26 protein-coding genes are annotated in these 23,265 nt (G+C 70.5%); 14 read left to right on the top strand and 12 right to left on the bottom strand.

Going from position 1 to position 23,265, the window contains the following annotated elements; all coding sequences use genetic code 11:
- Window positions 1-4: 4 nt before the first annotated feature.
- A complete protein-coding gene (locus tag WYO_RS18200) occupies window positions 5-439 on the top strand; it encodes a heme-binding protein (RefSeq protein ID WP_007565178.1) in 435 nt (144 codons plus the stop codon).
- Window positions 440-458: 19 nt separating this feature from the next.
- On the opposite strand, the gene WYO_RS18195 is transcribed toward WYO_RS18200, so the two are convergent.
- A complete protein-coding gene (locus WYO_RS18195) occupies window positions 459-1,013 on the bottom strand; it encodes a PAS domain-containing protein (RefSeq protein WP_007565177.1) in 555 nt (184 codons plus the stop codon).
- Window positions 1,014-1,298: 285 nt separating this feature from the next.
- On the opposite strand from WYO_RS18195, the gene WYO_RS18190 reads away from it, so the two are divergent.
- The 3 genes from WYO_RS18190 (at window position 1,299) to WYO_RS18180 (ending at window position 3,215) form a co-directional block, all read left to right on the top strand.
- The gene (locus tag WYO_RS18190) at window positions 1,299-1,529 is read left to right on the top strand and encodes a hypothetical protein (protein ID WP_007565176.1); all 231 of its coding nucleotides are present in this window, start codon (window positions 1,299-1,301) and stop codon (window positions 1,527-1,529) included.
- 108 nt (window positions 1,530-1,637) lie between these two features.
- On the top strand, window positions 1,638-2,897 hold the full coding sequence (locus tag WYO_RS18185; RefSeq protein ID WP_007565175.1) for a Zn-dependent hydrolase: 1,260 nt from the start codon (window positions 1,638-1,640) through the stop codon (window positions 2,895-2,897).
- Window positions 2,898-2,912: 15 nt separating this feature from the next.
- Window positions 2,913-3,215: a hypothetical protein gene (locus WYO_RS18180; protein ID WP_007565174.1), complete on the top strand. Its 303-nt coding sequence runs from the start codon at window positions 2,913-2,915 to the stop codon at window positions 3,213-3,215.
- 22 nt (window positions 3,216-3,237) lie between these two features.
- Here the strand turns inward: WYO_RS18180 and WYO_RS18175 are convergent, their stop codons facing one another.
- Window positions 3,238-3,489, bottom strand: a complete 252-nt coding sequence (locus WYO_RS18175) for a hypothetical protein (protein WP_007565173.1) — start codon at window positions 3,487-3,489, stop codon at window positions 3,238-3,240.
- Window positions 3,490-3,648: 159 nt separating this feature from the next.
- Between WYO_RS18175 and WYO_RS18170 the strand changes: the two genes are divergently transcribed.
- The 3 genes from WYO_RS18170 (at window position 3,649) to WYO_RS18160 (ending at window position 5,491) form a co-directional block, all read left to right on the top strand.
- The gene (locus WYO_RS18170; RefSeq protein ID WP_007565172.1) at window positions 3,649-4,377 is read left to right on the top strand and encodes a hypothetical protein; all 729 of its coding nucleotides are present in this window, start codon (window positions 3,649-3,651) and stop codon (window positions 4,375-4,377) included.
- A 65-nt stretch (window positions 4,378-4,442) separates the two neighbouring features.
- Window positions 4,443-4,649 (top strand): hypothetical protein, encoded by a 207-nt coding sequence (locus WYO_RS18165; RefSeq protein WP_039903324.1) that lies wholly within the window; start codon window positions 4,443-4,445, stop codon window positions 4,647-4,649.
- A 305-nt stretch (window positions 4,650-4,954) separates the two neighbouring features.
- Entirely contained in the window at window positions 4,955-5,491 is a 537-nt protein-coding gene (locus WYO_RS18160) for a hypothetical protein (RefSeq protein WP_007565170.1), read from the top strand.
- A 33-nt stretch (window positions 5,492-5,524) separates the two neighbouring features.
- Here the strand turns inward: WYO_RS18160 and WYO_RS18155 are convergent, their stop codons facing one another.
- Window positions 5,525-5,887 carry a hypothetical protein gene (locus tag WYO_RS18155; RefSeq protein WP_007565169.1) on the bottom strand — a complete coding sequence of 121 codons (363 nt, stop codon included), beginning with the start codon at window positions 5,885-5,887 and terminating at the stop codon, window positions 5,525-5,527.
- Between the two features lie 175 nt (window positions 5,888-6,062).
- Window positions 6,063-7,028, bottom strand: coding sequence for a LysR family transcriptional regulator (locus tag WYO_RS18150; protein ID WP_007565168.1), 966 nt, complete (start codon window positions 7,026-7,028; stop codon window positions 6,063-6,065).
- 101 nt (window positions 7,029-7,129) lie between these two features.
- On the opposite strand from WYO_RS18150, the gene WYO_RS18145 reads away from it, so the two are divergent.
- The 5 genes from WYO_RS18145 to WYO_RS31690 all read left to right on the top strand — a co-directional run bounded on the left by WYO_RS18145 (window position 7,130) and on the right by WYO_RS31690 (window position 10,209).
- Window positions 7,130-7,738, top strand: a complete 609-nt coding sequence (locus WYO_RS18145) for a YceI family protein (RefSeq protein WP_007565167.1) — start codon at window positions 7,130-7,132, stop codon at window positions 7,736-7,738.
- Window positions 7,739-7,766: 28 nt separating this feature from the next.
- A complete protein-coding gene (locus WYO_RS18140; protein WP_007565166.1) occupies window positions 7,767-8,375 on the top strand; it encodes a cytochrome b in 609 nt (202 codons plus the stop codon).
- The gene (locus WYO_RS18135; RefSeq protein ID WP_128755053.1) at window positions 8,375-8,965 is read left to right on the top strand and encodes a YceI family protein; all 591 of its coding nucleotides are present in this window, start codon (window positions 8,375-8,377) and stop codon (window positions 8,963-8,965) included. Before WYO_RS18140 ends, WYO_RS18135 begins: the two co-directional genes overlap by 1 nt.
- Window positions 8,966-9,241: 276 nt before the next feature.
- Window positions 9,242-9,508, top strand: coding sequence for a hypothetical protein (locus WYO_RS31695; protein WP_007565163.1), 267 nt, complete (start codon window positions 9,242-9,244; stop codon window positions 9,506-9,508).
- A 173-nt stretch (window positions 9,509-9,681) separates the two neighbouring features.
- Entirely contained in the window at window positions 9,682-10,209 is a 528-nt protein-coding gene (locus WYO_RS31690) for a lysozyme inhibitor LprI family protein (protein ID WP_007565160.1), read from the top strand.
- 51 nt (window positions 10,210-10,260) lie between these two features.
- Here the strand turns inward: WYO_RS31690 and WYO_RS18120 are convergent, their stop codons facing one another.
- The 4 genes from WYO_RS18120 to WYO_RS18105 all read right to left on the bottom strand — a co-directional run bounded on the left by WYO_RS18120 (window position 10,261) and on the right by WYO_RS18105 (window position 14,676).
- Entirely contained in the window at window positions 10,261-10,845 is a 585-nt protein-coding gene (locus WYO_RS18120; protein WP_007565158.1) for a GNAT family N-acetyltransferase, read from the bottom strand.
- Entirely contained in the window at window positions 10,845-13,190 is a 2,346-nt protein-coding gene (locus WYO_RS18115) for an Orn/Lys/Arg decarboxylase N-terminal domain-containing protein (RefSeq protein ID WP_007565156.1), read from the bottom strand. Before WYO_RS18115 ends, WYO_RS18120 begins: the two co-directional genes overlap by 1 nt.
- A gap of 108 nt (window positions 13,191-13,298) precedes the next feature.
- The gene (locus tag WYO_RS18110) at window positions 13,299-14,072 is read right to left on the bottom strand and encodes a 5-oxoprolinase subunit PxpA (protein WP_007565155.1); all 774 of its coding nucleotides are present in this window, start codon (window positions 14,070-14,072) and stop codon (window positions 13,299-13,301) included.
- A gap of 160 nt (window positions 14,073-14,232) precedes the next feature.
- The gene (locus WYO_RS18105; RefSeq protein WP_007565153.1) at window positions 14,233-14,676 is read right to left on the bottom strand and encodes a lysozyme inhibitor LprI family protein; all 444 of its coding nucleotides are present in this window, start codon (window positions 14,674-14,676) and stop codon (window positions 14,233-14,235) included.
- Between the two features lie 386 nt (window positions 14,677-15,062).
- Here WYO_RS18105 and WYO_RS18100 point away from each other — a divergent pair, with 386 nt between their 5' ends.
- Entirely contained in the window at window positions 15,063-17,249 is a 2,187-nt protein-coding gene (locus tag WYO_RS18100) for a TonB-dependent siderophore receptor (protein ID WP_007565151.1), read from the top strand.
- Between the two features lie 232 nt (window positions 17,250-17,481).
- Window positions 17,482-18,258 carry a hypothetical protein gene (locus WYO_RS18095; RefSeq protein WP_244424228.1) on the top strand — a complete coding sequence of 259 codons (777 nt, stop codon included), beginning with the start codon at window positions 17,482-17,484 and terminating at the stop codon, window positions 18,256-18,258.
- Between the two features lie 9 nt (window positions 18,259-18,267).
- Here the strand turns inward: WYO_RS18095 and metB are convergent, their stop codons facing one another.
- The 4 genes from metB to WYO_RS18075 all read right to left on the bottom strand — a co-directional run bounded on the left by metB (window position 18,268) and on the right by WYO_RS18075 (window position 22,805).
- Window positions 18,268-19,431, bottom strand: a complete 1,164-nt coding sequence (gene metB / locus WYO_RS18090; protein WP_007565147.1) for a cystathionine gamma-synthase — start codon at window positions 19,429-19,431, stop codon at window positions 18,268-18,270.
- A 205-nt stretch (window positions 19,432-19,636) separates the two neighbouring features.
- Window positions 19,637-20,545, bottom strand: coding sequence for an HlyD family secretion protein (locus WYO_RS18085; RefSeq protein ID WP_007565145.1), 909 nt, complete (start codon window positions 20,543-20,545; stop codon window positions 19,637-19,639).
- 8 nt (window positions 20,546-20,553) lie between these two features.
- Complete coding sequence (locus tag WYO_RS18080; RefSeq protein ID WP_007565143.1) at window positions 20,554-20,748, bottom strand: DUF1656 domain-containing protein; 195 nt, start codon at window positions 20,746-20,748, stop codon at window positions 20,554-20,556.
- Window positions 20,742-22,805, bottom strand: coding sequence for an FUSC family protein (locus WYO_RS18075; RefSeq protein WP_007565140.1), 2,064 nt, complete (start codon window positions 22,803-22,805; stop codon window positions 20,742-20,744). Before WYO_RS18075 ends, WYO_RS18080 begins: the two co-directional genes overlap by 7 nt.
- Window positions 22,806-23,265 lie beyond the last annotated feature (460 nt).

Below are 23,265 nucleotides of genomic sequence, written 5' to 3'. Positions count from 1 at the left end.
TACCATGCACGTCACGATTGAGCAGGCCGAGCGGGCGATCGCCGCGGCACGGGCGAAGGCCCAGGAGCTGGGCACCCAGATGTGCATCGCGGTGGTCGATTCCGGCGGCAACCTGAAGGCGTTCCACCGCATGGACGATGCCTGGGTCGGCTCGATCGACATCGCCCACAAGAAGGCCAAGACCTCGGTGTTCTTCGGGATGATGACCGGCCAGATCGGCCAGCTGTCCCAGCCGGGCGGCCCGCTCTACGGCATCGAGCATTCCAATGACGGGCTGATCACCTTCCCGGGCGGTATCCCGATCGTCGACGCCGACGGTGTCATGTCGGGCGCGATCGGCGTCAGCGGCTCCACGGTCGAGAACGATCACGTCGTGGCGGAGGCCGGCGCCAAGGCCATCGGCCAGACCGAGCTCCCGGCCCATCCCTGGCGGACCTGAGACCGCTCCGGCCCCGGCCTTACGGGTCGCGCTGCGCCAGCGCCCGGCCGATCCCGAGCAGCAACATGCTCGAGATCAGCCGGAGGTTCTCGTCGCCGTAGCGATCGAGCGCGGAATGGACCCGGATGCAGTGGTCGGCCGCGGATTCCAGATGCTTCACCTGCGTCGCATCCGCGTCCAGCCCGGCCGGGACGGAACCGGGATAGAGGTCCGTCACATCGATATAGGCGCCGCGCCCGCGCAGCGCCCCGCCGGTATCCGGGGCCAGGCGGCCGCGATTGAGGATCCAGCGGACCTCGCCGGTCGCGCTCAGGACGCGGAATTCCAGCGAGACCAGGCCGCCGGTCCGGCGCACCTTGCGGATCCGGTCGAACACCCAGCCGCGATCCTCGGGATGGATGCGCCCCAGGGCCACGTCCAGCGGCAGGGGCTTGCCGGCAAAGCTCGGATTTCCGGACAGCAGGGTGGCCGCGCCCGCGTCGAGCACGGAGCGGCCGGCCAGGACATCCGTGTCCCAGGTCCCGACAAATCCCGCATCTTGCAGGGCGGAGGTCGCCGTGGAGGCCAACGCCATTCAATCCCCCGAAGCGGCTGTGTCGGGCCCGGCACCCGACAACCTGCTGCGACACAAGCCAGCGACAATTCGGTTGTCGGCGAATCGATCCAAGTCCGGCGCCGCCCCGGCCCTGACATGTCGTCACGGGTCTCCGGCACCGGGCCGACGCCGCGAGCCCGCGGGCGGGCCGAGCAAACGCGGCGTAAAGCTTTTCGTGATGCGGTCTCGGCGCCGTTGAGACTGTATCCACGTCGGCGGTGAGCACCCACGATGCTCGGATACCGTATCGTTCCAGGTCTTTTGATGCGCAGCTACATCTTCCGGGCGATCCGCCGCGAGCCGGACGGGATGCTCGGCCCGGACCTGTACCGGCAGCCCTTCGAGGCCGCCGGCGACGCGGCCGCGGTGGTTGCAGCCAAGCGGATCGATCTCGATCTGGCCGAGCTCGGAGCCAACGCGGTCTACGTGACCGCCGAGGATGGACGGGCGATCTGGAGCCTGCACGCGCAGGACTTCCCCGATCCGCGCCTCTGACGGCGATGCCCGTCCCCCGCCGCCCCGTCCCTGGTGCTGCGCGGGATCAGGGCCTAACCTCGTCGGCTCCGGTATACGGTCGGCCAGGGCGCGCGGGATCACACCAGCATGGATCGCACCAATCTCCCGCTCTCGCAGGAGCGCCTCTGGGACAGCCTGATGGAGCTCGCCCGGATCGGCGCGCTCCCCAACGGCGGTAACGATCGGCAGACCCTCACCGACCGGGACGCCGAGGGGCGCGCCCTGTTCCAGCGCTGGGGCGAGGCGATCGGGCTGACGCTCACGGTGGACCGGATCGGCAACATGATCTTCCACCGGCCGGGGCGCGACCCGGGCCGGAAGCCGGTCGCCATCGGCAGCCATCTCGACACCCAGCCCACCGGCGGCAAGTTCGACGGGCCGCTCGGCGTCCTCGCCGGCCTGGAGATCCTGCGCGCCCTGCATGAGGCCGGGATCGAGACCGAGGCGCCGCTCCTGCTGATCAACTGGTGCAACGAGGAGGGCGCGCGCTTCGCCCCGCCGATGAGCGGCAGCGGCGTCGCCATGGGGATCGTGCCCGAGGCCGACGTGATGGAGACCCGCGACCTCGACGGCCGCGTCTTCGGCGACGAGCTGCGTCGGATCGGCTGGCAGGGGGAGGCGGATCCCGCGGCTCTTCGCGGCATCGCCGCCTATTTCGAATTGCACATCGAGCAGGGCAAGCGCCTCGAGGATGCCGGCCTGACCATCGGGGTGGTCGACCGGGCGCTCGCCCAGATCTGGTACGAGATCACCGTGCTGGGCGAGGAGGCCCATGCCGGCAGCCCGATGGCCGGGCGGCGCGACGCCATGATGGCCGCCGCGGCGCTGATCGGGTCCCTGGAGGACATCGCCCGGGACGCCGTCGGCCCGGAGGGCGAGCGCGGCCGCGCCACCGTGGGGGTCCTGAAGGCCGAGCCGGCGAGCCGCAACATCACCCCGGGCCGGGTCTGGTTCAGCCTCGACACCCGCCACGGCGATCCCGGACAGCTGGAGGCGATGCGCGGGCAGGTCCTGGCCCGGGCCGACGCGCTCTCCGCCGAGCGGGGCGTGACGATCCGGGTCGAGGAGTTCTGGCGCGCGCCGCTCACGCCCTTCGACCCGGTGCTGGTCGACCGCGTCCAGGCGGCCGCCGAGGCGCGGGGCCATGCCTGGACCCGGATGCCGACCGCGATCTATCACGATGCCGTCTACTGTGCCCGGACGGTGCCGGCGGCCCTGGTGTTCTGCCCCTGCCACGGCGGCATCAGCCACAACGAGGCCGAGAGCATCACGCCGGACTGGGCCCGGGCCGGCATGGAGGTGCTGGCCGACGCGGTGCTGGCCACCGCCGGTCTCGCGCGCGCTTGAGGAGGCTGGTTCGGCATGTCCGACGACAACGTCATCCGTCCGACCTTCGGCGCGCCCCGCCCGGCCGCGCCCCCGGAGCCCGATCCCGGGCAGCCGCCGATGCGCCTGTTCGGTGCGGCGGCGGGCCACCGGGTCGGCCTGATCCGCGACCCGGCCGCCCAGGAGGGCGACGTGTTCCGGATCGTGGTCGGCCCGGAGGACGAGCACGCCGTCGAGACGGTGGCGCTGCTGCCGGCGGCGGGCGACACGGAAGGGGAGGCGGAGCGGATCGGCTTCGCGATCCTGCGGGCGCTCGAAGTGGTCGAGGGGGCGGTCTGATCCGGGCTGCCGGCCCGGCCGGTCAGGCGATCGGCTTCGGCTTGATGATCGGCGAGCGCGTGAGGCTCTGGATCTCGCGGCCGGGCCGCCCGGCCTTGAGGGCGATCTCCTCCTCCTGCTCGGCGATGACCTGCCGGGCCGGCTCGTCGCCGTCCAGCCCGCCGAGGATCTCGGCCGGGACGCGCCGGTTCGAGGCCCGGGAGCCGTCCTCGAAGACGACGTCGAACAGAATGAAGCCCCGTTCCTGGGGTCTCGACTTGATGCGCTTAGCCATAGGTGCTGATACGCCAGCGCGATCCCGCGTGGCAGGGGGCACCGCCGCGCAGGGGGTTGCGCCGCGCGCAGCGCCGAACCCGCCCGCGGCCCCGCTCTCGCCGTGATCTTTCGTGCCGACGGTCCCGGACCGGCCGCACCGCCAATCGAGGAAACGTCCGTGATACCCTGGGTTCATCTCGACACCGGCTCCGTCCCGGGGGGCGGCACCGACCTGCGCCTGATGCAGCGGGGCGACGAGTTCTCGATCCTGGCCGACACGATCGAGCTGATGAACAACCGCCGCAGCGGCTCCGAGGCGGCGCTCGCCGCGATGACCTGCGAGCGGCTCAGGGACCGGCCCCGGGCCCGGATGCTGATCGGCGGCCTGGGCATGGGCTTCACCCTGCGGGCGGCGCTCGAGGGGCTCGGCCCGGACGCGCGGGTCGTGGTGGCCGAGCTGGTGCCGGCCGTGATCGCCTGGGCCCGCGGCCCGCTCGCCCATGTCTTCGGCGATTGCCTGGACGATCCCCGGGTCGACGTGCAGGAATCCGACGTGAACCGCCTGATCCAGGCGGGGCCAGGCCAGTACGACGCCATCCTGCTCGACGTCGATAACGGCCCGGAGGGGCTGATGCGCCGCTCGAACGACCGGCTCTACGACAATTGGGGCCTCAAGCGGGCCCGCTGGGCCCTGCGGCCGGGCGGCATCCTGGCTGTCTGGTCGGGCGCCCCAGACCGGAAGTTCAAATCGCGCCTGCAGCGCTCGGGCTTCGCGGTCGAGGAGGCCCGCGTCCACGCCAGCGGCCGCGGCAGCGGGCCCAAGCACGTGGTCTGGCTCGGCACCCGGACCGAGGGTCCGGTCGCGCCGGACCGGGCCGAGCCCGGCCGTCCGAAAGCGGCCCGGTAAGCGCCGGGCTGCCGCCCACGGTCGCACCCCCTGGGCCGGCGCGCGGGAATCCGCACATGCGGGTCATGGGTGCGAATGGCGGGCATCTCTACACGGTTGAGGTCAGGCCGAGCCGGCATGACCCGGGCCGTTTCACGTGGGCGATCCGCGACCGCGGCAAGCTGGTCCGCGGCTCGTACCGCCCGCATGCCTCCGAGGGGGCCGCCCGGGCGGTCGCCTTGGCCGAGGTGGACCGGCTCATCGGGCATGACGAGCCGCAGAACGACGGCTGACCGGCCGGAGCTATGGCCTGGACGCGCATCTCGACGACCAGGCCGTGTCATCCATGCATGCAGAAACAACCTTCGGTCTGTTGCATGCCGCAATGCGGTAGCCTATCTGTGCAGTGCGGGATGGCGATGGCGTCGCGATCCCGCTGCCCTTCTTGGGCGTTTCCTCCCTAGACTTCGGGCCGCTCCTTCGGGAGTGGCCTTTTTTCTGTGCTGTATCCGCCGCGGGATATACGCCCGAGATCCGCGCCCTGGGCCCGGAGCTTCGGTCAAGCGGAACCATGACCTTGGCTGTTCGTTCTGCCGTCATGGAACACTACAGATCCACCCTTGCGACGACCGCGATCGCCGTATTCGGCCTGGTCGTAGCCGCCCATACTCTGCATCCGGGCAATTACGAGGTGCAGCCGCGCCCCGTCCGGACGGAGGCGGCGCAGGCCGCGCCGTCGACCTGGATGGATCCGCCGGCCCGGATGGCCGGCACGATCAAGCCCGAACCCGCCGTCTCCGAGACGGCGCGCGCCCCCGCTTCCGACCTGCTGTCGCCCCGGCTGGCCGCCGCGCTGCCGCCGGGCGCCGTCACGGCCCCGGCGCTGCCGAGCGCGCTGGTGGCTCCGGCCGAGAAGGCGCGCAAAACGCTCATGGCGAGCCGGGTCAAGGTGGCGGATCGCGGCCTGCGTCGGACCGCCCGCCTGCGCCATGCCGGCCTGGACCGCCCTGCGGCCGTCGAGCCGATCGTCGCCGCCGCCGCACCGAACCCGGCCCCCGCGCAGGCGGCCCAGAGAATCGATCCGATCGGCGACCTGATTCGCGGCCTCGGCCTCGCTCACGACAGCGAGGGCTGAGCCGGGCCGAGCTCAGCCATACCCGCCCACGCGCTACTGGACGTGGATGGTCAGCTTCATCTTCGGGTGGATGCCGCACTGGATGACGAAATCCCCCGGCTCCTTCAGGACCAGCCGGGTCTCGGTGCCGGGCTCCTGATCGCCGGCATCGAAGGAGAACCTGTCCGCCTCGATGAAGGCGTGGTGGGTCTGGTTGGCATCTTCGTTGCGCAGGGTGATCGTGTCGCCGCGCCGCAGGAACAGGTCGGTCGGCACGTAGTGACGCCCCTTCTGCAGGACGAGCCGGGTCGTGGCCGACAGCGTCGCCCAGGCCGCGTGCGGCGCGACGCACAGACCCGCCAGAACCACCGTCCCGACGAGGAGCAAGGGCTGCAGGCGCCGGTCGCGAAGGGGCATGTTGGGTGTCCGCTGGAAAATGGGATGCGCCGGGGCAAGGGATGAGGACCGGATCGCCCGCCGAGCGGCCCGGGAAACCGCGACGCCCATGGTGCGCCGAGGCCCTCAACATCCCGCTACGCCAAATCGTAAGATTGTCTCAATCGCCCGATGAATAAGCGCCGATATTTAGTATCTACAAGTCTTGATTGTATTCGTCGCTAGAAAGCGGCTCCCCATCATGCGCGCCGCACAGCCTCAGCGCGCCGCGGACATGCTCCCGGAAGACCTGGACCCGCGCCGGCAGATCGCGCCCGGCCAGGGTCACGGCGCGCAGCACCGCCCCGCGACTCGCCCAGGGCGCCAGCACGCGCACGAGCTGGCCCGCCGCGACCGCCCGGGCGGCGACAAGGCTCGGGATATGGCCGATCCCGGCCCCCACCAGGGTCAGGCGGTGCACGGTCGCGAAGTCGCTGACCCGGATGGCCGGGCTCAGGACGATCCGCTCGGTCCGGCCGCGCCCGTCCGTGAGGGGCAGGGCGCCCGAGCCCGGCCGATCCCGGGACAGGATCAGGTCGTGCGCGTCGAGCCCGGCCAGGTCGGCGGGCGCCGGGCGGCGTAGCAGGTAGGCGGGCGCGGCGTAGAGGCCCACCGACAGGGTCGCCAGGACGACGGCCCGGTAGCCGGTCTCCTCCGCGCCGCCGAGCCGGAGGGCGAGGTCGATCCGGTTGGCCGCCAGGTCGAGGCGGGCATCGGTGTTCAGCATCTCCACCGTGATCTGCGGATAGGCCGCCCGGAAGCTCGCGACGATCTCGGGCATCACCTCGATCCCGAAATCGATCGAGGTGGTCAGGCGCAGGTGCCCGGCCGGCACCGTCCGGGCGTCGCGGGCGGTCTCGGCGGCCTCGTCGAGGAGCGCGAGGCTCTCATGGGCCTTGGCGTAGAAGGCCAGCCCCTCCGCGGTCGGCGAGACCGCCCGCGAGGTGCGGGCCATCAGCCTCGTGCCGAGCGCCCGCTCCAGCCGGGACAGGCGCCGGCTGACGCTGCCCTTGGTTTCCCGCAGGCTCGCGGCCGCGGCCGTGACGGTGCCGAGATCGACGACCGTGCAGAAAGCGCGCACGTCGTCGAGGCCGCCCTGGAAGGTTTCCGTTCTCGCAACCATGGGGTTCCGGATAGCAGGCTCAACCGCGGCCGTGAACGGGTCTACAGGGCGGCTGCGGCGCACCGAATCGCGCACGATCGTCTGCTGTGTAGGAGACACCCTTGAAGTCGATTCTCGCCTCCGGCCTTCTGGCCCTCCTGGTCGCCACCCCCGTCCTGGCCCAGTCCCCCGCGACCCGCGACCCGGCCCAGATCCAGGCCGGCACCTACGCGGTCGATCCCAACCACACCCAGGTCGGCTGGCGGGTCTCCCATATGGGCTTCTCGAACTATGCCGGCGGCTTCTCGGACGTGTCCGGCACCCTCGAGCTGCAGCCGAAGAACCCGGCGGCCGCGAAGCTGTCGATCAAGATCCCGGTCGCCTCCGTGACCACGACCAGCGCCAAGCTCACCGACGAGCTGAAGGGCGACCAGTGGCTCGACGCGGCCAAGTTCCCCGACATGACCTTCGTGTCCACCAAGGTCACGCCGGAGGGCAAGGACAAGGCGAAGGTGACCGGCAACCTCACGCTCCACGGCGTGACCAAGCCGGTGACGCTGGACGTCACCCTGGTCGGGGCCGGCGTGAACCCGCTGAGCAAGAAGGTCACGGTCGGCTTCGACGCCACCGGCACGCTCAAGCGCTCCGAGTTCGGGGTGAAGACCTACCTGCCGCTGATCGGCGACGACCTGCACCTGACCATCGCGGGCGCCTTCGAGCGTCAGGACTGAGCCTGAACCGCGGGGCGGGAGGATCGCCATGGCACCCGACGCGTCGGCGCGGCGCTACTCCGCGGTGGCCATCCTGCTGCACTGGGCGAGCGCGCTGGGCGTGCTCGCCCTGATCGGCATGGGCCTGACCATGACCCATGCCGGGCTGACGCCGATGCGCCTGTTCCCGCTCTACCAGTGGCACAAGTCGGTCGGGATCACCGTGCTGGTCCTGACCGGGCTGCGCCTCGCCTGGCGGCTGGCTCACCGGCCGCCGCCCTATCCGGCGGCCATGCCGGCCCGGGAGCGCCGGGCGGCGGGGGCGGCGCACGCCCTCCTGTACGGGCTTCTCATCGGGCTGCCGCTGACCGGCTGGGCCGTGGTCTCGCTCTCACCGTTCAACATCCCGACGGTGCTGTACGGGCTCGTGCCCTGGCCGCACCTGCCGCTCGCGCCGCTCCTGGCCGATCCCGCGGGCGCGGAGGGGCTGCTCAAGGCGCTGCACGCCTCCGGCGCCTGGATCCTCACCGCGCTGCTGGTGCTGCACGTGGCGGCGGCGCTGCGCCACCATCTCATCCTGCGGGACGGCGTGCTGGGACGGATGCTGCCCGGCCGCCGCCCGGCGGGGCTCCCCGACGCCCTGGAATCGCCCCGATGATGCCGCGCCGCCTGCGCCTCGCCCTGTGCCTGTCGGCCGCCCTGTCGGGTGCCGTCTCCCCCGCGCTATCCGCCCCGTGGGCGGTGGATCCGGCCCGGAGCGCGATCCGGTTCTCGGGCGTGCAGGTCGGGACCCCGTTCTCTGGACGCTTCGAGCGCTTCGAGGCCCGGGTGGAGTTCGACCCCGCCAAGCCCGAGGCGGGCCGCGCCACGGTGCTGGTCGATCTCGCCAGCGCCCGCACCGGCGATACCCAGCGCGACACGGCCCTGCCCCAGAAGGACTGGTTCGACGTGGCGAGCGCCAGCCACGCGCGCTTCGAGGCGAGCCGCTTCGTCGACAAAGGCGGCGGCGACTACGAGGCCGTCGGCGACCTGACGATCCGGGGTACGAAACGCCCGCTGACGCTGCCCTTCCACCTGTCGCTCGACGGCGACCGGGCGCACGCCACCGGGCATGTCGGCCTCGTCCGCACCGCGTTCGGTGTCGGCCAGGGCGCCTGGGCCTCCGGGCAATGGGTCGCCCTCGAGGTCGGGGTCGATGTCGACCTCGTCGCCACCGCCCGGTCCGACGCTCCGGCGCAGGCGCACTGAGCGCGCCCGCCGATCCGGATGCGGGCTCGGCGTGAGCCCCGGCCACTGCCGAAACGTCCTCCAGCCCGACGCACCGGAACGCGCCGCCTCCGCAGGGATCGGGAGGGCGCCAGGGCGCCTGGTTTTCGCGCGCACAACCGACGTGCTCTGACACACCTAAGACCTGAGCCGGCAGCGGTATGTCATTCCGCGGCGGCTTACTGATTTCAACGGATTGGCCGCCGGATCTACTGTCAACGAAACGAGTCCGCTCGTTATCTGGCAAAGGCGCCAATCATGAAATCACTCATCGTTGCTGGAATGCTGTCGGCGGCTTGCATGGGCTCCGCCTATGCCGGGCCCGCCATTCCCATGGATGCAGGCCTCGCGACCGGCGGTCAGACCGCGGTGACCAACGTCGCCTGGCTCAGCCGCTACGGCAAGCTCTGCTATCACGGCACGCGGTGGATCCCGGCCTGCCACGCCACCAATCGGCCGGTCGGCTACATGAGGGGACACTGGAACGCGACCCGCACCCGTTTCATCCCGGGGCGCTACTATTGAGGTCCTGTACCGCCGCGTCGATCGCACCACGAATGGTCCTGCGATCGATGCGGCGATCGGACGGCACGGCCCGCGATCCCGATCGTCACCCTGAGCGCGCCGCCGATCCGTACGATCGCCCCGGCCATGCGCCCAGGCGCAGGATCCCCCGCAACGTCTGGTCGGACGTCGTCATGAGCAAGTACGTTCTCGGCGCCCTTCTCGGGGCGTGGGCCGGTGTCATCGCGACCGTGAGCGTCGCTCCCCCGGCCGTGGCGGCCCCGCCTGCGCCCGCGTCCAGGACCTGCGACACGGACGAGCCGACGGCCTGCATGAACCGCTACGGCGAGGGCGCGGCCCGCAGCCTGTCCAGGGCCTACGAGAAGGCCGCCGGCCAGGTCGATACGCTCTGCGCCGAGGCCACCAGCTCCGGGATCGCGTATTGCCTGGAGCCCGCTCAGCAGGTTGCCGATAAGGACCTCAACGCGACCTATGCCCGGGCCCTGGCCTCGATCGGCGACGACGCCGAAGGCCGGACATGGCGCGCGCGCCTCAAACAGGCGCAGCAGGCCTGGCTGCATTTCCGCGACGCCGATTGCGGGGATCTCACCTTTTCCGAATGGGGGAGCGGCACGGGAGCCGGCCCGGCGATGTCGGCCTGCCTCATCGCCCATACCGTGGAGCGCACCGCCGAACTCCGCCGGCGCTACGACCGTCGGTGACGGTCACGGACAAGGGCAAGGGCAAGGGGGCGGGCGGTCCGGGCCGCGCTTCTACGCCCCCGGCTGGTCCTCGGAGCCGGTGCCCAGGGCCCGCTGCACCATCACGCTGTCCGACCAGCGCCCGTATTTGAAGCCCACCGCCTTCAGGTAGCCGACGCGGACGAAGCCGCAGGTCTCGTGGAGGCGTAGGGACGCCTGGTTCTCGGCGTCGATGTAGCCGATCATCTGCCGGTAGCCGCCGGCCGCGCAGGCCTCGATCAGCGCCGGCAGGAGGCGGCGCCCGATCCCGGCATGGAGGTGGTCGGGATGCACGTAGATCGAGTGCTTGAGGGTGTAGCGATAGGCCGGGCGCTTCCGGAACGGCACCGCGTAGGCGTAGCCCGCCACCTGGCCGCCGCGCTCGGCGACGAGGTGGGGCAGGCGCTTCTTGCGCATGGTCTTGCGCCGCCGCTTCAGGTCGTCGGGCAGCAGGCGCGCCTCGTCGTCGAAATCGGCGACGTTGCCGACGCCCTTGCCGATATGATGCTCGTAGATCGCCACCATGGCCTCGACATCCGCGTCCGAGGAGGCGCGGATGATGATGTCCGGGCTCGGATGCGCCGGGACTGGGGCGCCCGCCTCGGGCTCGATCTCCATCAGGCGCCGTCCCGCACGACGTAGGTGTGGAAGCGGATCCGCCCGTCCGGATCGACCTCGCGGTAGACGCCCTGGATCTCGGCCTCGAAGCCCGGGAACAGGTTGGCGGAGGCCTCGAACATCTTGAAATAGTCGAGCATCGGCTTGGCGCGGTCGTCCAGCCACTCGCCCGGCAGCACGGTGCCGATGCCCGGCGGGTAGACCAGCATCAGGGTCGTGGCGATGCGCCCCTCGGCCTCGGCGATCGGCACGTAGTCGACCTTGTTGCGGGTCAGCATCTGGGCGGCCTTCTTGGGCGCCATCACCATCTCGGGCAGGTGCTCGGGGGCGAATTGCCGCCGCTGGAGCGCGGAGGTGCCGGCCTCCCGGTGGAAGGCGTGGAACTCGGCGCAGAGGTCGCGCAGGCGCACCCCGCGGTAGCGGTTGGGCCGGCGGTTGACGAATTCCGGCATCGCCTCCTCGAGCGGCACGTTGTCGTCGTGGAGCCGCTTGAAGGCGACGAGCCCCGAGATCAGGGTCCCGGCTTTGGAGGATTCGACACCCGGCGTCAGCAGGAAGAGCAGCGAGTTCAGGTCGTTCTTCTCGGCCACGATCCGGTTCTCGCGCAGGTACTGCGCGACGATCGGGGCCGGCACGCCGTGATCGGCATAGGCCCCCGTGGCCCGGTCGAAGCCCGGGGTGAGCACGGTCAGCTTGTTCGGGTCGGTGATCGCGTAGCCCGGCGCCACGTGGCTGAAGCCGTGCCAGGCCGCCCCCGGGGTGAGCTCCCAGTAGCGCGGCTCGGACGCGAGCGCGTCGGTGGGCACCCGCTCCCAGGCGATCTCGGCGCCGTCCGGGCCGGTCACCCGGTCAGGCACGAACGGGTCGAAGAACCAGCGCCGCAGCGGATCAGCCTCGTTCTCCTCGAATTCCCGCCGGATCGCCCGGACCTTCTTGCGCCACTCGATCCCGAGCCGGATCGTGTCGTCCCACAGGATCATGCCCGAGCGGCCCTTCATCATCTGGGCGCCGACATCGAGGGAGGCGAACAGGGGATAGAACGGCGAGGTCGAGGCGTGGACCAGGAAGCTCTCGTTGAGGCGCTTGTGCTCCACGCGCCGGGTCTGGCCGCGGATATGGCCGTCGCGGGTGTGGATCTGCGAGGCCTGGGAGAAGCTCGCGAGCTGCTTGTGGGTCGATTGCGTGGCGACGATGCCGGGCGAGGTCTCGTCGAGCCCGGTGAGCCCCATGGCGAAGCGACGGGCGAAGAGCGGGTGGAACTTCATGAAGCCCGCCCAGGCCTCGTCGAACAGGATGTAGTCGCAGAGGTGGCCGATCCGCTCCAGGATCTCCTGCGCGTCGTAGATCGTGCCGTCGTAGGTGCATTGCTCGATCACCGCGACGCGGAACGGACGCTCCCGGCGCCAAGCCTCGGGATCGGTCACCAGCGGGTTGGTCCGGATCTTCTCGCGGATCCGGGTCTCGTCCAGGGCCTCGTGGTAGATCGGGCCGATCAGCCCGAAGGCGTTCCGGTCGGTCTCCAGGAAGATCGGGATGCCGCCGCCCAGGAACAGGGCGCCGTGATGGGCCGCCTTGTGGTTGTTGCGGTCGAACAGGACGAGGTCGTCCTCGGCCACCAGGGAGGACAGCACGATCTTGTTGGAGGCCGAGGTGCCGTTGAGGACGAAGTAGGTCTTCTCCGCCCCGAAGATCCGGGCGGCCTCCTTCTGGGCCTTGAGGGCCGGACCCTCATGGGTCAGCAGGTCGCCCAGATCGAGCACCGAATTGTCGAGGTCGTCGCGGAAGATCGCCTCGCCGAGATGCTCGACGAAGATCCGGCCGATCGGCGAGCGGTTGTAGAAGATGCCGCCGTTATGGCCCGGGCAGGTCCAGAGCTGGTTGCCCTTCTCGGCGTAGTCCACGAGGGCGCCGAAGAACGGCGTCTTCAGGGTCTCGGCATATTGCGTCACCCGGCTGACCAGGCCGCGGGCGATGAATTCGGGGGTCTCTTCCGCCAGGAAGATGTAGCCGTCGATGAAGTCCAGGAGCTCGACCGGGATGTCCTCAAGCCGCTTGCGGCGGACCATGATGACGATCGGCATTTCCAGGCCGCGCTTGCGCATCATGTCGATGAGCGCGGCGGCCTTGCCGTCGAGGCCGCGCTTGCCCCAGTCGACCACCATGCAGCCGATGGCGGCGTCCGTCTGCACCGCGATGGCCGCGTCCTCGACGCGCCGCGCCCGCACCACCTCGAAGCCGCGATTCTCCACCGCCGCCACGATCTGGGCGACGCGCGCGCCCTCCAGGTCGTCCGGATCGAAGGCGGGAGCGCACATCAGAACCGTGAAGCGACGGTGGAAATCCATGGAGCCCCTCTCAGCCTTGCAAGCAGCGAGTGGCTTTCTGGCCCATCTGCGACGTTTGCATGACATCGTCCGGGATCGCGGCCGAAACCGGCTCGGGAATCGATGCGCTCAGGCGCCGATCACTTCGGCCATGGGCCTGACCGCGATCCCCCGGTCGGCGAGGTCGGCGCGCAGCTGCGCGGCCATCGTGACGGCCCCGTGGGTGTCGCCGTGGACGCAGATGCTGTCGATCCGGGCCGGGATGCGCCGCCCGGACAGGCAGAGGATCGCGCCGTCCTCGATCATCCGCACGACGCGCTCGGCCGCCTCCACGGGATCGTGCAGCACCGCCCCCGGCAGCTTGCGCGACACCAGGTTGCCGGTCTCGGCATAGGCGCGGTCGGCGTAGATCTCCCGGGCCAGGGGCAGGCCGAGCCGCTCGCCCGCCCGCTCGGTCTCGAGGCCGGGCATCACCACGAAGATCAGGTCGCGGTCGAGGGTGCGAATCGCCCGGGCCACCGCCAGGGCGAGGTCCGCATCCGCGTTGGCGATGTTGCCCAGCGCCCCGTGGGTCTTCACGTGCCGCACCGGGCAGCCGGCATCCTGCGCGAGCGCCAGCAGGGCGCCGACTTGGTAGAGCACGGCCTTCTCGACATCGGCCGGGCGCTCGCCGTGGATCGGGCGCCGCCCGAAACCCCAGAGATCGAGGAAGCCCGGATGCGCCCCCGCCTGGACGCCGGCCCGGGCGGCGAGCGTCAGGGTCTCGTGCATGACCAGCGGGTCGCCGGCGTGGAACCCGCAGGCGATGTTGGCCGAGCTGGCGATCGCCAGCATCCCGGCATCGTCGCCCAGGCGATAGACGCCAAACCCCTCGCCCATGTCGCAGTTCAGGTCGACGATCATCCGGGTCCCTCGCAAGCGCGGCGGCTCCGCGCATTCAAGGGTCGGACCAAACGCATCACCAAGCGGCTCAGCGTGAGGGCGGATGCCCGGACGGGGCGGGCGTCGCGCGAACCCCGAAACCTCCACGCTGTCATTTCGGCTCGCGGGCAGGAACGGCGCCTCAATCGAGTGGGTACCGGCTCAGGATATCCTCGGTCCGCTGGACGGTCTTGTCGTATTGGCAGGCATACAGCGCGCCGGTGGTGCCGCTGCCGTTGTTCCACTCGCTGAAGGTGAGATCGCCGCAATCGGCGTCCCGGAAGGCGATCCAGGCGCGCTGGGCCGTTGCGAACTGGGCCTTCCAGGCCGCTTTCGCGTCCTCCGGGCGGTCATCCTGGTCGATGATCGACAGGGCCTTCCTGTAGGCCGCATTGAGCTTCGCGTCGGCGGCTTCCAGCGCCTGGTGCAGACAGGTCTGGGTCTCGGGCGTCGAGGTCGCGTCCTGGCACAGCTTGGCCGAGGGCTGGTCGGCCCGCGCGCCGGCGTACGGGAGCGCGCACGCCCAGAATGCGGCGAGGATCAGGATCCCGGCCGGGCGCGCGGGCTTGGGCGGATACGGACGCATCTATGTCTCCCCGGGGCGAAGCGGGCCGGCTCGGGCGAAAGGCCAGGCCGCCTGACGCTGGCCGGAAAGGCATGAAGACTTCTTTGGCGCGTCGCATGCCCGATCCCGCTTTGCACCGCTGGGTGCGGGGAGGAGGATGCAATGCTCAGACTTCGACGGGCGCTGGCTGTGAGTCTCGTCATGTCGTTCAGTTAAAAAATTGGACTGTCGTGTGCTTCCGCAAGATTGGTCATTCGTATCAAGTCGTAGTGTCTGTTTTTGCCTTCAGAACTATAATTATTACAACATAAAACCACGATTTTCTTGCAGTTTATCGTTGACTTGCTTCACGCGGGATGAAACGCCGCCCGTGATCGGCTCGGCGCCGAGACAGCGAGTCGTTTCCCATGGGTATGATGCGTCCGGGCCGGTGCGTGCCGCTGTTTCGCGGCTCCCCTGCGATCCTGAGCGCCGGTGTCCTGATCCTGGTCACCGCCGGCGCGGCACGGGCCGAGGACGGGCGCCCCGGATCAACCGTCCAGCTCGAGGAGCTCTCGGTGGAGAGCACCGGCGCGGCGCGCGGGATCGTGCCGGCCTATCCCGGCGGTCAGGTCGCGCAGGGCGGGCGCGTCGGCCTGCTCGGCAACACCGAGGCGAAGAAATCGCCGTTCAGCATCACCAGCTACACCGACACGTTCGTGCGCGACCGGCAGGCCCGCACCGTGTCCGAGGCCCTGAGCCGCGACCCGTCGGTGCGCGCCACCCAGACCACCGGGGCGCCGTTCGATTCCTTCTCCATCCGCGGCTTCCCGTCCGGCGAGGGGACGAGCGGCGAGATCGCGTTCGACGGCATCTACGGCGTCGCGCCGAGCTTTCGCGTCTTCACCGACTATGCCGAGCGGATCGAGGTGCTGAAGGGCCCCTCCGCGGCACTCTCTGGCGTCTCGCCGAACGGCGCGGTCGGCGGCGTCGTCAACGTCGTCCCCAAGCGCGCCGGCGAGGACCTGACCCGCGTCACCCTGGATTACGGCTCGGTCGCCACGGGCGGCGGCCAGCTCGACGTCGCGCGCCGCTTCGGCCCGGGCCGGGAATGGGGCGCGCGCGTCGTCGGCAGCCTGCATGGCGGCGACACGCCGTTCGCGCGCCAATCCGAGACGACCGGCGTCGGGGCGCTCGCCCTCGACTACCAGGGCGACCGTTTCCGGGGCTGGCTCTACCTGCTGGCGCAGAATGACCGTTTCGACGCGCCCCTGCGCCCGTTCCAGCTCAGGGCCGGCGTACCGGTCCCGCGGGCGCCGGACGGACGCCTCAACCTGACCCAAAGCTGGGAATATTCCGATATCGACGACCGCGGCGCCCTGCTGCGGATGGAATACGACCTCACCGACGCGGTCACGCTGTTCGCCGATGCCGGCGGCGCGCAGACGGAGGTTCAGCGCTACTTCCAGTCCGCGCCGACGATCCTCAATGCCCGCGGCGATACGACCAGCACGCCGCAGTTCTACGCGATGGGCATCGCCCGCTCGACCGTCGATGGCGGCGCCCGAGCCCGGTTCGACACCGGCGCCATCCACCACGCGCTCGTCGTGCAGGCCTCGACCTACAACGAGGATACGGCCCGCCAATTCCCCGCCGGGCGCGGCGCCTACCTGTCGAACATTTACGCGCCGCGTCTGGCCGCCTACATCCCCCCGCCGATCACCGCCGGGCGGCCGCGCCTGTCCGACAGCACGCTGTCCGGGGTCTCGGTGGCCGACACGCTCTCGGCCCTCGACGAGCACGTCCTGCTGACGGTGGGCGTGCGCCGGCAGCGGGTCGAGGCGCACAATTACCTGGCCAATGTCGGCACGCTGAGTTCCGCCTACGACAAGAGCGCGACCACCCCGGTGGTCGGCCTGGTGATCCGGCCCTGGGACGCCGTCTCGCTCTACGCCAACTCCATCGAGGGGCTGAGCCGCGGCGACGTCGCCCCGCTGGCGGCGAGCAATGCCGGCGCGATCCTGGCACCCTACGTGGCGCACCAAATCGAGGCCGGTGTGAAGCTCGATCTCGGCCGGATCGGCGCGACGTTCAGCGCCTTCCGGATCACCAGGCCGAATGGCGAGGCGAACCCCGTCACCCGGAGCTTCGCCCAGACCGGCGAGCAGCGGATCAGCGGGCTCGAGTTCAGCGTCTACGGCGAGATCACCCCGGAGCTGCGGGTGCTGGGCGGGCTCAGCCTGCTCGACGGCGTCCTGACCCGGACCGCCACCGCCGCCAATCTCGGCCACGTGCCGGTCGGGGTGCCGGACGTGCAGCTCAATCTCGGCGCCGAATGGGACCTGCCCGGGCTGCCGGGCCTGACCGTCGACGGGGCGGTCATCTATACCGGGCGGCAATTCATCGACGTCGCCAACACCCAGGCGCTGCCGGACTGGGCGCGGCTCGATCTCGGCCTGCGCTACGCCACCGTGATCGACGGGCGCCGGACGACGTTCCGGGCCAACGTGCTGAACGCGACGGGGACGCGCTACTGGACCGGGGTCGCCTCGTTCGGGACGTTCTTCCAGGGCGGGCCGCGCACCTATCTGTTGTCTATGTCGGTCGATCTGTAGGCGTCGACAGGGCGCGGCCGCATGCGGATGCGGCGATGTTTCACGGGAAACACTTTCTTAAGCCTGCCGGCCCGAACCTGTGGCCCGGATGCCGTCGCCTCCCCCGCGTCGCGCGCTAGAGCGCTCGCCGCCGAAGTGGAGACCGGTTCGGCGTAAGCGAGCGCGTCATATGAAGGATTTAGAGGCGAGCCCGATTGCAACGCGATCGGGAACGGCTCTAGCACGGCCCGACATGACGGTCTCGATCACGACATCCAGCTGGCGCGACCTGAAGAACGCCAAGGCCCGGGCCCGGCTGGAACGGGCGCTGCCGGCGATCTTTCCGGCCCCGGTCCTGCACCACGCCCTGACGCGGCCCCTGATCCCGCCGACCCCGCGGCTGGCGATGGAGAGCTACTGGCGCAACCACATCCTGCGGGCCGACCGGCTGGCCCGGGCGCTGGCGGCGCGCTCCGGGACGCCGGAGGGCTGGACCTGGCAGCTCGGCGAGGGCGGCGCCGGCGGCCGTCCGGCGAGCTTCCGGATTCCACCCGCCCCGTTCCGCGAGCCAGCCTTCGCCCGCGGCCGCGGCGCCTGCTGCATCTGCGGCCAGCCAATCTACCGGTTCGGCTGGCACCGCGACCTCTGGGGGCAGGGCGTGCCGAACGGCAAGGCCGCCTGGCATGCGGCCTGTGTCGCCGCCTGGAAGTTCTGGATCGCCCCGCATGAGCAGGTCCGGGTGCTGAAGCGCCACCAGGGGCATCGCTGCAAGGCGTCGGGCAAGCGGCTGCTGCGCACCGCCGAGGTCGACCACGCCGTGCCGCTCTACCGGGTCTGGCGCGAACACCGCGACGCGCCTTGGCCGGAGCTGCTCGGCTACTGGGGTGTGCCGAACCTGCAGGTGGTCAACCGGACCGCCCACGTCCTGAAATGCCGGGACGAGGCGGCCGAGCGGTCTCAGACCCTGCGGCTGTCCCGGTACCGGGTGGTCGAGGACGAGTCCGGGTTCAGCGTGGTCGAGGAGGAGTGAGGCGCCGGCTCAGCCGCGCGTGACCGTCTCCAGGCCGCGGGACAGGTCGGCCAGGAGATCGTCCACGGCCTCGAGGCCGATCGACAGGCGCAGCAGCCCGTCGGTAATGCCCGCGATCGCGCGCGCCTCGGGATCCATCGCCGCATGCGTCATGGTCGGCGGATGGGCGATCAGGCTCTCGACCCCGCCGAGCGACTCGGCCAGCGTGAACACCTGCAGATTCTCCACCAGGGTCTTCACGGCGGCGCGGCCCCCGACCAGCTCGAAGCTCAGCATGGCGCCGAACCCGGCCTGCTGCGCCTTGGCGATGGCGTGGCCCGGATGGGATTCCAGGCCGGGATAGTGGACGCGGCTCACCGCCGGATGCGCGTCCAGGAAGGCGGCGAGCTGCCCGGCATTCTGCTGCTGGCGCTCCACCCGGACGAACAGGGTGCGGATGCCGCGCAGGGTCAGGTAGGCGTCGAGCGGCGAGCCCGTCACCCCGATCGTGTTGGCCCAGGCGGCCAACTCGTCGCCGACCGCGGCCTCGGCGGCGATCACGGCCCCGCCGATCACGTCCGAATGGCCGTTGAGGAATTTCGTGGTGGAGTGGACGACGAGATCCGCCCCGAGGGCGATCGGCTGCTGCAGCGCTGGCGACAGGAAGGTGTTGTCGACCACCGCCAGGGCGCCGACCGCCTTGGCCTGACCGGTGACGCGCCGGACATCCACCACCCGCATCAGCGGATTGCTCGGCGTCTCGACCAGCACGACCTTGGGTTTTTGGGCGAGCGCCGCGGCGAGCGCGGCCTCGTCGGTCTGGTCGACGAAGATCACGCGGTACTGGCCGCGGGCGGCGCGCAGGCTGAGCAGCCGGTGCGTCCCGCCGTAGCAATCATGGGGCGCCACCAGCAGGTCGCCGGGACACAGGCTCGACAGGGCGAGATCGAGGGCCGCCATGCCGCTCGACACCATGACCGCCCGGGCGCCGCCCTCGAGCTTGGCGATCGTGTCGGCGAGCTGGTCGCGGGTCGGGTTGCCGAGCCGGGAGTAATCGTAGGGACCGGGCTGCTCGAAGGCCGGGAACTTGAAGGTCGTCGACAGGTGGATCGGCGCGATCACGGCGCCGAAGGACGTATCCTGGGCCACACCGTTGGTCGCCGCGATCGTGCGGGCATCGAGTCCCTCTGGCATCGGCTCGTCCTTCCTGTGCCGGAATTGCACCGGCGCGCGTGACCGGCCGGCTTGCGAGCGCGTTCTTTATGGCGAACGGATCAGGCTTTCAAGAGAACGAAAGCTGTATCAACAGAGCAAGCCCCGCATGCGCAACAGGGGTTGCGGTCGCGCATCCGCACCAATCTGGTTCGCCGATGCGCGGTGTCTCAGAGCCGAGGCGGCATCACGGCCAGAAATCCAGCCGCGACAGCAGGCGGTACCCCGCAGCCGCCTCGCCGACGGCCACGCTGCACGTGGTGCCCGCCGCGAGCGTCACGCCCGGGGGCACGCTGTCGATGTGGATCCGGACGGGGATGCGCTGCGCCAGCCGCACCCAGGCGAAGACCGGATTGACGCTCGGTAGGCCCAGATGGTCCGGGACATCGTTGGCGTCGGCGATACCGTGTCCGATGCTTTCGACATGTCCGGAGATGGGCGGCTCGAAGCCCATCAGGCGGATCTGGGCGCGGGCGCCGATGGCGATCCGGGACAGCTTGGTTTCCTCGAAATACGCGGTGATCCAGAATCCCTCGGCATCGATGATCGAGACCCGGGTCAGGCCGGCCGTCGCATAATCGCCCGGCCGCATCCGGAGGTTGGTGACGTAGCCATCCAACGGCGCCCGGACCGTCGTGCGATCGAGGTCGAGCTCAGCGACATGGGCGGCCGCGATCGCCGCATCGTAATCCGCCCGCGCGATCGCTGCCGTAGCGTTCGCCTGCTCGATCGTCTCTGAGGCGACGACACCGGGGCTCAACTGGCTGCGCCGCCGCGCTGTCGCGGTTTTCAGCGCCGCATCCTCGCGCCTGGCCAGGACCACGGCCTGCGCCGTGTCGAGCGCCAGCCGGAAGCGGCGTGGGTCGATGACGTAGAGGATATCGCCCCGCCGGACGAACTGGTTGTCGACGACGCGCACCTCGACGACCGTACCCGAAACCTCGGGGGTGACCCGCACGACCTCGGCGCTGACCCGCCCGTCGCGCGTCCAAGGTGCCAGCATGTAGACCCGCCACAGGGCCGTCAGCAGCATCGCCGTAGCGGCGACGATGGCCAGGGTCAGCAAGGGGCGGAGCAGGCGCTTCAGGACCGTCATGGCGGCACTCAGACGATAAGGAGGAGCAGTGCCACCGTCGCGAGCAGCACCGCGCATTCGAGCAGCGCGGGATGCCAGGCGAAGCGCAGCAGGCCGGCCCGGTCCAGGACGGCGCGGAGCCCCATGAAGACCGGGATCGCCGCGGCGAGGTAGACGAGGATGGGCGGCAGGTAGACGCCGCCGATCGCGACCTCGCTCAGCATGGGGGGCTCAGGTGCCGGTCGAACGACCAGTCCGGATGGGCTTCGAGCAGCGCCGCCATGTCGGTGAGGCCGGCGGCGACCCGATGGGCCGCGGGCCATGCGCGAGGATTTGCGCTCGCGCGCGTGGCGATGTCGGCGGCCACCGCGAGGCTGTCGCGCGCCTGCCGCGGCGACCGGGCGGCGTCGGCCAAGGCCTGCAAGATCGGGGTGCGGAGGAGGGCGGATGCGGCGGGGTGCTGGGCCGCGGCGCGGGCCCGGATTGCGGCGCGACCGAGACGCAGCCATGCGATCCCGTCCGCCAGGATCGCCGCTGCGGCGGGATCGCCTCTGAGGCTCAGCGCGATACGGGCCAGGCGGTGATGCTGAAGATGCGCCCAGACATGCCGATGGTCCGGTGGATCCGCATGGAGCAGCGCCAGCGCGTCGCGGCGCAGAGCCGCATGGATCCGGCCGGCCTGCCGCCGCGGATCGTGCGGCAGGAGCAGTTGAAAGGTCAGACGCGTCACGAGGACCGCCGCGATCCAGCCGAACGCCTGGTTCAGGAAGGCCGGCACACTGAACACCATCGGGTTGGTGGCACCGACGAGCGTGTTGAACGCGACCAGGAAGGCCAGGCCGGACAGCATGTGGCGGGGCAGGGTGGTGGCGTAGAGCCCCGCCATCCAGAACGGCGCGAGCACGGCGATCAGCAGAGGAAAGCCTTGCACGTTCGGGATCAGGCCGAAGGCGCAGACGAAAGCCGCCGGCACGGCCACGATCGTACCGTTGACGAACGCGCCGGCGCTCGCGGCCGGGTTGCCGGTCATGGCGAGCAGGACCGCGTAGGGGGCGAGGATCAGCAGCAGGAGCGACCAATCGTTCCAGCTGGTCGCGATCCCGAAGGCGCCCGCGAGCAGGATCGCCAGCGCGGAACGCAGGCCGTTCTCCGTCGCGGCCCCCCAATCCCGATGGAACCGGAATGATCTCGCCGGCACCGGGCGGCCACCGGACAGCCCTGCCATTCCGGACAGCGCCGACCTGTAATCCTCGGCGAATGCCAGGAGCCGGTCGAGGCCGATCAACCGGGCGGGGGTTCCGACATCGGCGGCTTCGGCGCGGCCGATGCGCGCCTGCAGCGCTTGGCTCAGCGCGGTGATCCGTTCGACCGCCTCATCGCAGCGCCGGGCCTCCAGAGCGGACAGGATCCGCGGCAGTTCGGTGACCACGTCCCTCCGTGCCGCGACGAGATCCTCGGGCGTCCGTGGATCGGGATCGCCGAGGTCCAACGTGCCTAGCAACGCGCCGAACAGGGCGGCGATGATGTCACGAACCGCGGAGTCACGCCCTGCCATGTCCCGGGACTCGGCACGGCTCAGTTCCAGCAGGTCGTCGATCGCGAAGAGGCCGGCAATCTGAACCGCGGCAGGCAACGCATGCGGCTGGCCTTCGTGCCGCAGCCGCTCCAGGGCGAGGCCGGCGATCGTGCCGAACTGCCCGATCAGCGCCTGATCCAGCGTGGTGCGGGTGGCACGCCTGCTGAGCAGGGCCGTCACCAACCCGAGGCAGGCTACGCCGACAGCGACGGTGGCCGTCCGGCCGAGCACGGCATCCAGCGCCCGCTCGGGCGCCTCCAACGCGCCATATGTGGCAAGACCCACCGTGTAACCGGCCACCGCCGCGCCCGACCCCCGGAAGTGGCGGAGCAGCGTGGCCGCGCCGGTACAGAGACCGAGCCAGAGCGCGAAGCCGAGGATGAACAGGGCGGGAGCCTGGATGAACAGGCTCATCAGGGCGAGCGCCGCCGCCGCGCCGACCAGCGTGCCGGCGAGGCGCCATCCCCCCTTGGCGAAAACCGCACCCGGGTTCGCGTTCGCCACCAGCAGCACCGAGGAGGCCGCCGAGTAAGGCGTCTCGAGTTGCAGGCCGAACGCGATCCCGAGGGCGAGGATCGCGGCGGCCGTAGATCGTGCGACGTGACGAGTGCGGGGCGTGAGGATGTCGATCGCACAAAGGCGGTCGCTGGCGCTTCTCAGCAGGGCCGAGGCGCGCATCGCGGAGCGCGCGGCGTGGCCGGTCATCGGCAGGCAGCCGACGGATCGGCCGCGGTGCAGGGTTCTGCGCTGCCAGATCGAATCGATGAATGACCCATGGTCGCCGCTCGGGTGTAGAAAGTAGGATCATCCTATCTTTCACGGGAGCGGCGTCAATCTGTGCGGCGGCGGAGACGTAAGCCTGATCCACGTCGCCCACGTCGGAGGCGACCGACAGCCAGTCGCGCGAACAACCGGGCGCTCGGGATTCCCTGGAAGCCAATCTGACCAGGCTGCCAGACAGTGAGCGCCCACATCCCAAAGCGCGGGAACGCGCCGCGAAGCCACGCACCTTCCCGGCTGCCGACTCACCGGACTATTCAGCCCACATCGCCGGCCCTAGCCATCGGAAGCCGCGGACCGATTGCGGGGCGGCGTGAAGCAGGGCGCCGCACATGCAGGGATGCGCCGCGGCTTTTCCCGTGAGATGCCGGCAAAAGGGTTGTTG

Source organism: Methylobacterium sp. GXF4, from assembly GCF_000272495.1.
GTDB classification, from domain to species: Bacteria; Pseudomonadota; Alphaproteobacteria; order Rhizobiales; family Beijerinckiaceae; genus Methylobacterium; species Methylobacterium brachiatum.
The sequence above is the reverse complement of the archived record's forward strand: the minus strand, read 5'-3'. Positions and strand labels throughout refer to the sequence as shown.

Bases quoted from the DNA above. Each gene is read 5' to 3' on its own strand.
- WYO_RS18140 (WP_007565166.1), top strand. From the start codon at position 7,767: ATGGCACCCGACGCGTCGGCGCGGCGCTACTCCGCGGTGGCCATCCTG.
- WYO_RS18115 (WP_007565156.1), bottom strand. From the start codon at position 13,190: ATGGATTTCCACCGTCGCTTCACGGTTCTGATGTGCGCTCCCGCCTTC.
- WYO_RS18190 (WP_007565176.1), top strand. From the start codon at position 1,299: ATGCGCAGCTACATCTTCCGGGCGATCCGCCGCGAGCCGGACGGGATG.
- WYO_RS18110 (WP_007565155.1), bottom strand. From the start codon at position 14,072: ATGATCGTCGACCTGAACTGCGACATGGGCGAGGGGTTTGGCGTCTAT.
- WYO_RS18135 (WP_128755053.1), top strand. From the start codon at position 8,375: ATGCCGCGCCGCCTGCGCCTCGCCCTGTGCCTGTCGGCCGCCCTGTCG.
- WYO_RS18180 (WP_007565174.1), top strand. From the start codon at position 2,913: ATGTCCGACGACAACGTCATCCGTCCGACCTTCGGCGCGCCCCGCCCG.
- WYO_RS18195 (WP_007565177.1), bottom strand. From the start codon at position 1,013: ATGGCGTTGGCCTCCACGGCGACCTCCGCCCTGCAAGATGCGGGATTT.
- WYO_RS18120 (WP_007565158.1), bottom strand. From the start codon at position 10,845: ATGGAGATCGAGCCCGAGGCGGGCGCCCCAGTCCCGGCGCATCCGAGC.
- WYO_RS18105 (WP_007565153.1), bottom strand. From the start codon at position 14,676: ATGCGTCCGTATCCGCCCAAGCCCGCGCGCCCGGCCGGGATCCTGATC.
- WYO_RS31695 (WP_007565163.1), top strand. From the start codon at position 9,242: ATGAAATCACTCATCGTTGCTGGAATGCTGTCGGCGGCTTGCATGGGC.
- WYO_RS31690 (WP_007565160.1), top strand. From the start codon at position 9,682: ATGAGCAAGTACGTTCTCGGCGCCCTTCTCGGGGCGTGGGCCGGTGTC.
- WYO_RS18150 (WP_007565168.1), bottom strand. From the start codon at position 7,028: ATGGTTGCGAGAACGGAAACCTTCCAGGGCGGCCTCGACGACGTGCGC.
- WYO_RS18185 (WP_007565175.1), top strand. From the start codon at position 1,638: ATGGATCGCACCAATCTCCCGCTCTCGCAGGAGCGCCTCTGGGACAGC.
- WYO_RS18085 (WP_007565145.1), bottom strand. From the start codon at position 20,545: ATGACGGTCCTGAAGCGCCTGCTCCGCCCCTTGCTGACCCTGGCCATC.
- WYO_RS18100 (WP_007565151.1), top strand. From the start codon at position 15,063: ATGGGTATGATGCGTCCGGGCCGGTGCGTGCCGCTGTTTCGCGGCTCC.
- WYO_RS18075 (WP_007565140.1), bottom strand. From the start codon at position 22,805: ATGACCGGCCACGCCGCGCGCTCCGCGATGCGCGCCTCGGCCCTGCTG.
- WYO_RS18095 (WP_244424228.1), top strand. From the start codon at position 17,482: ATGACGGTCTCGATCACGACATCCAGCTGGCGCGACCTGAAGAACGCC.
- WYO_RS18200 (WP_007565178.1), top strand. From the start codon at position 5: ATGCACGTCACGATTGAGCAGGCCGAGCGGGCGATCGCCGCGGCACGG.
- metB (WP_007565147.1), bottom strand. From the start codon at position 19,431: ATGCCAGAGGGACTCGATGCCCGCACGATCGCGGCGACCAACGGTGTG.
- WYO_RS18155 (WP_007565169.1), bottom strand. From the start codon at position 5,887: ATGCCCCTTCGCGACCGGCGCCTGCAGCCCTTGCTCCTCGTCGGGACG.
- WYO_RS18175 (WP_007565173.1), bottom strand. From the start codon at position 3,489: ATGGCTAAGCGCATCAAGTCGAGACCCCAGGAACGGGGCTTCATTCTG.
- WYO_RS18160 (WP_007565170.1), top strand. From the start codon at position 4,955: ATGGAACACTACAGATCCACCCTTGCGACGACCGCGATCGCCGTATTC.
- WYO_RS18080 (WP_007565143.1), bottom strand. From the start codon at position 20,748: ATGCTGAGCGAGGTCGCGATCGGCGGCGTCTACCTGCCGCCCATCCTC.
- WYO_RS18165 (WP_039903324.1), top strand. From the start codon at position 4,443: ATGGGTGCGAATGGCGGGCATCTCTACACGGTTGAGGTCAGGCCGAGC.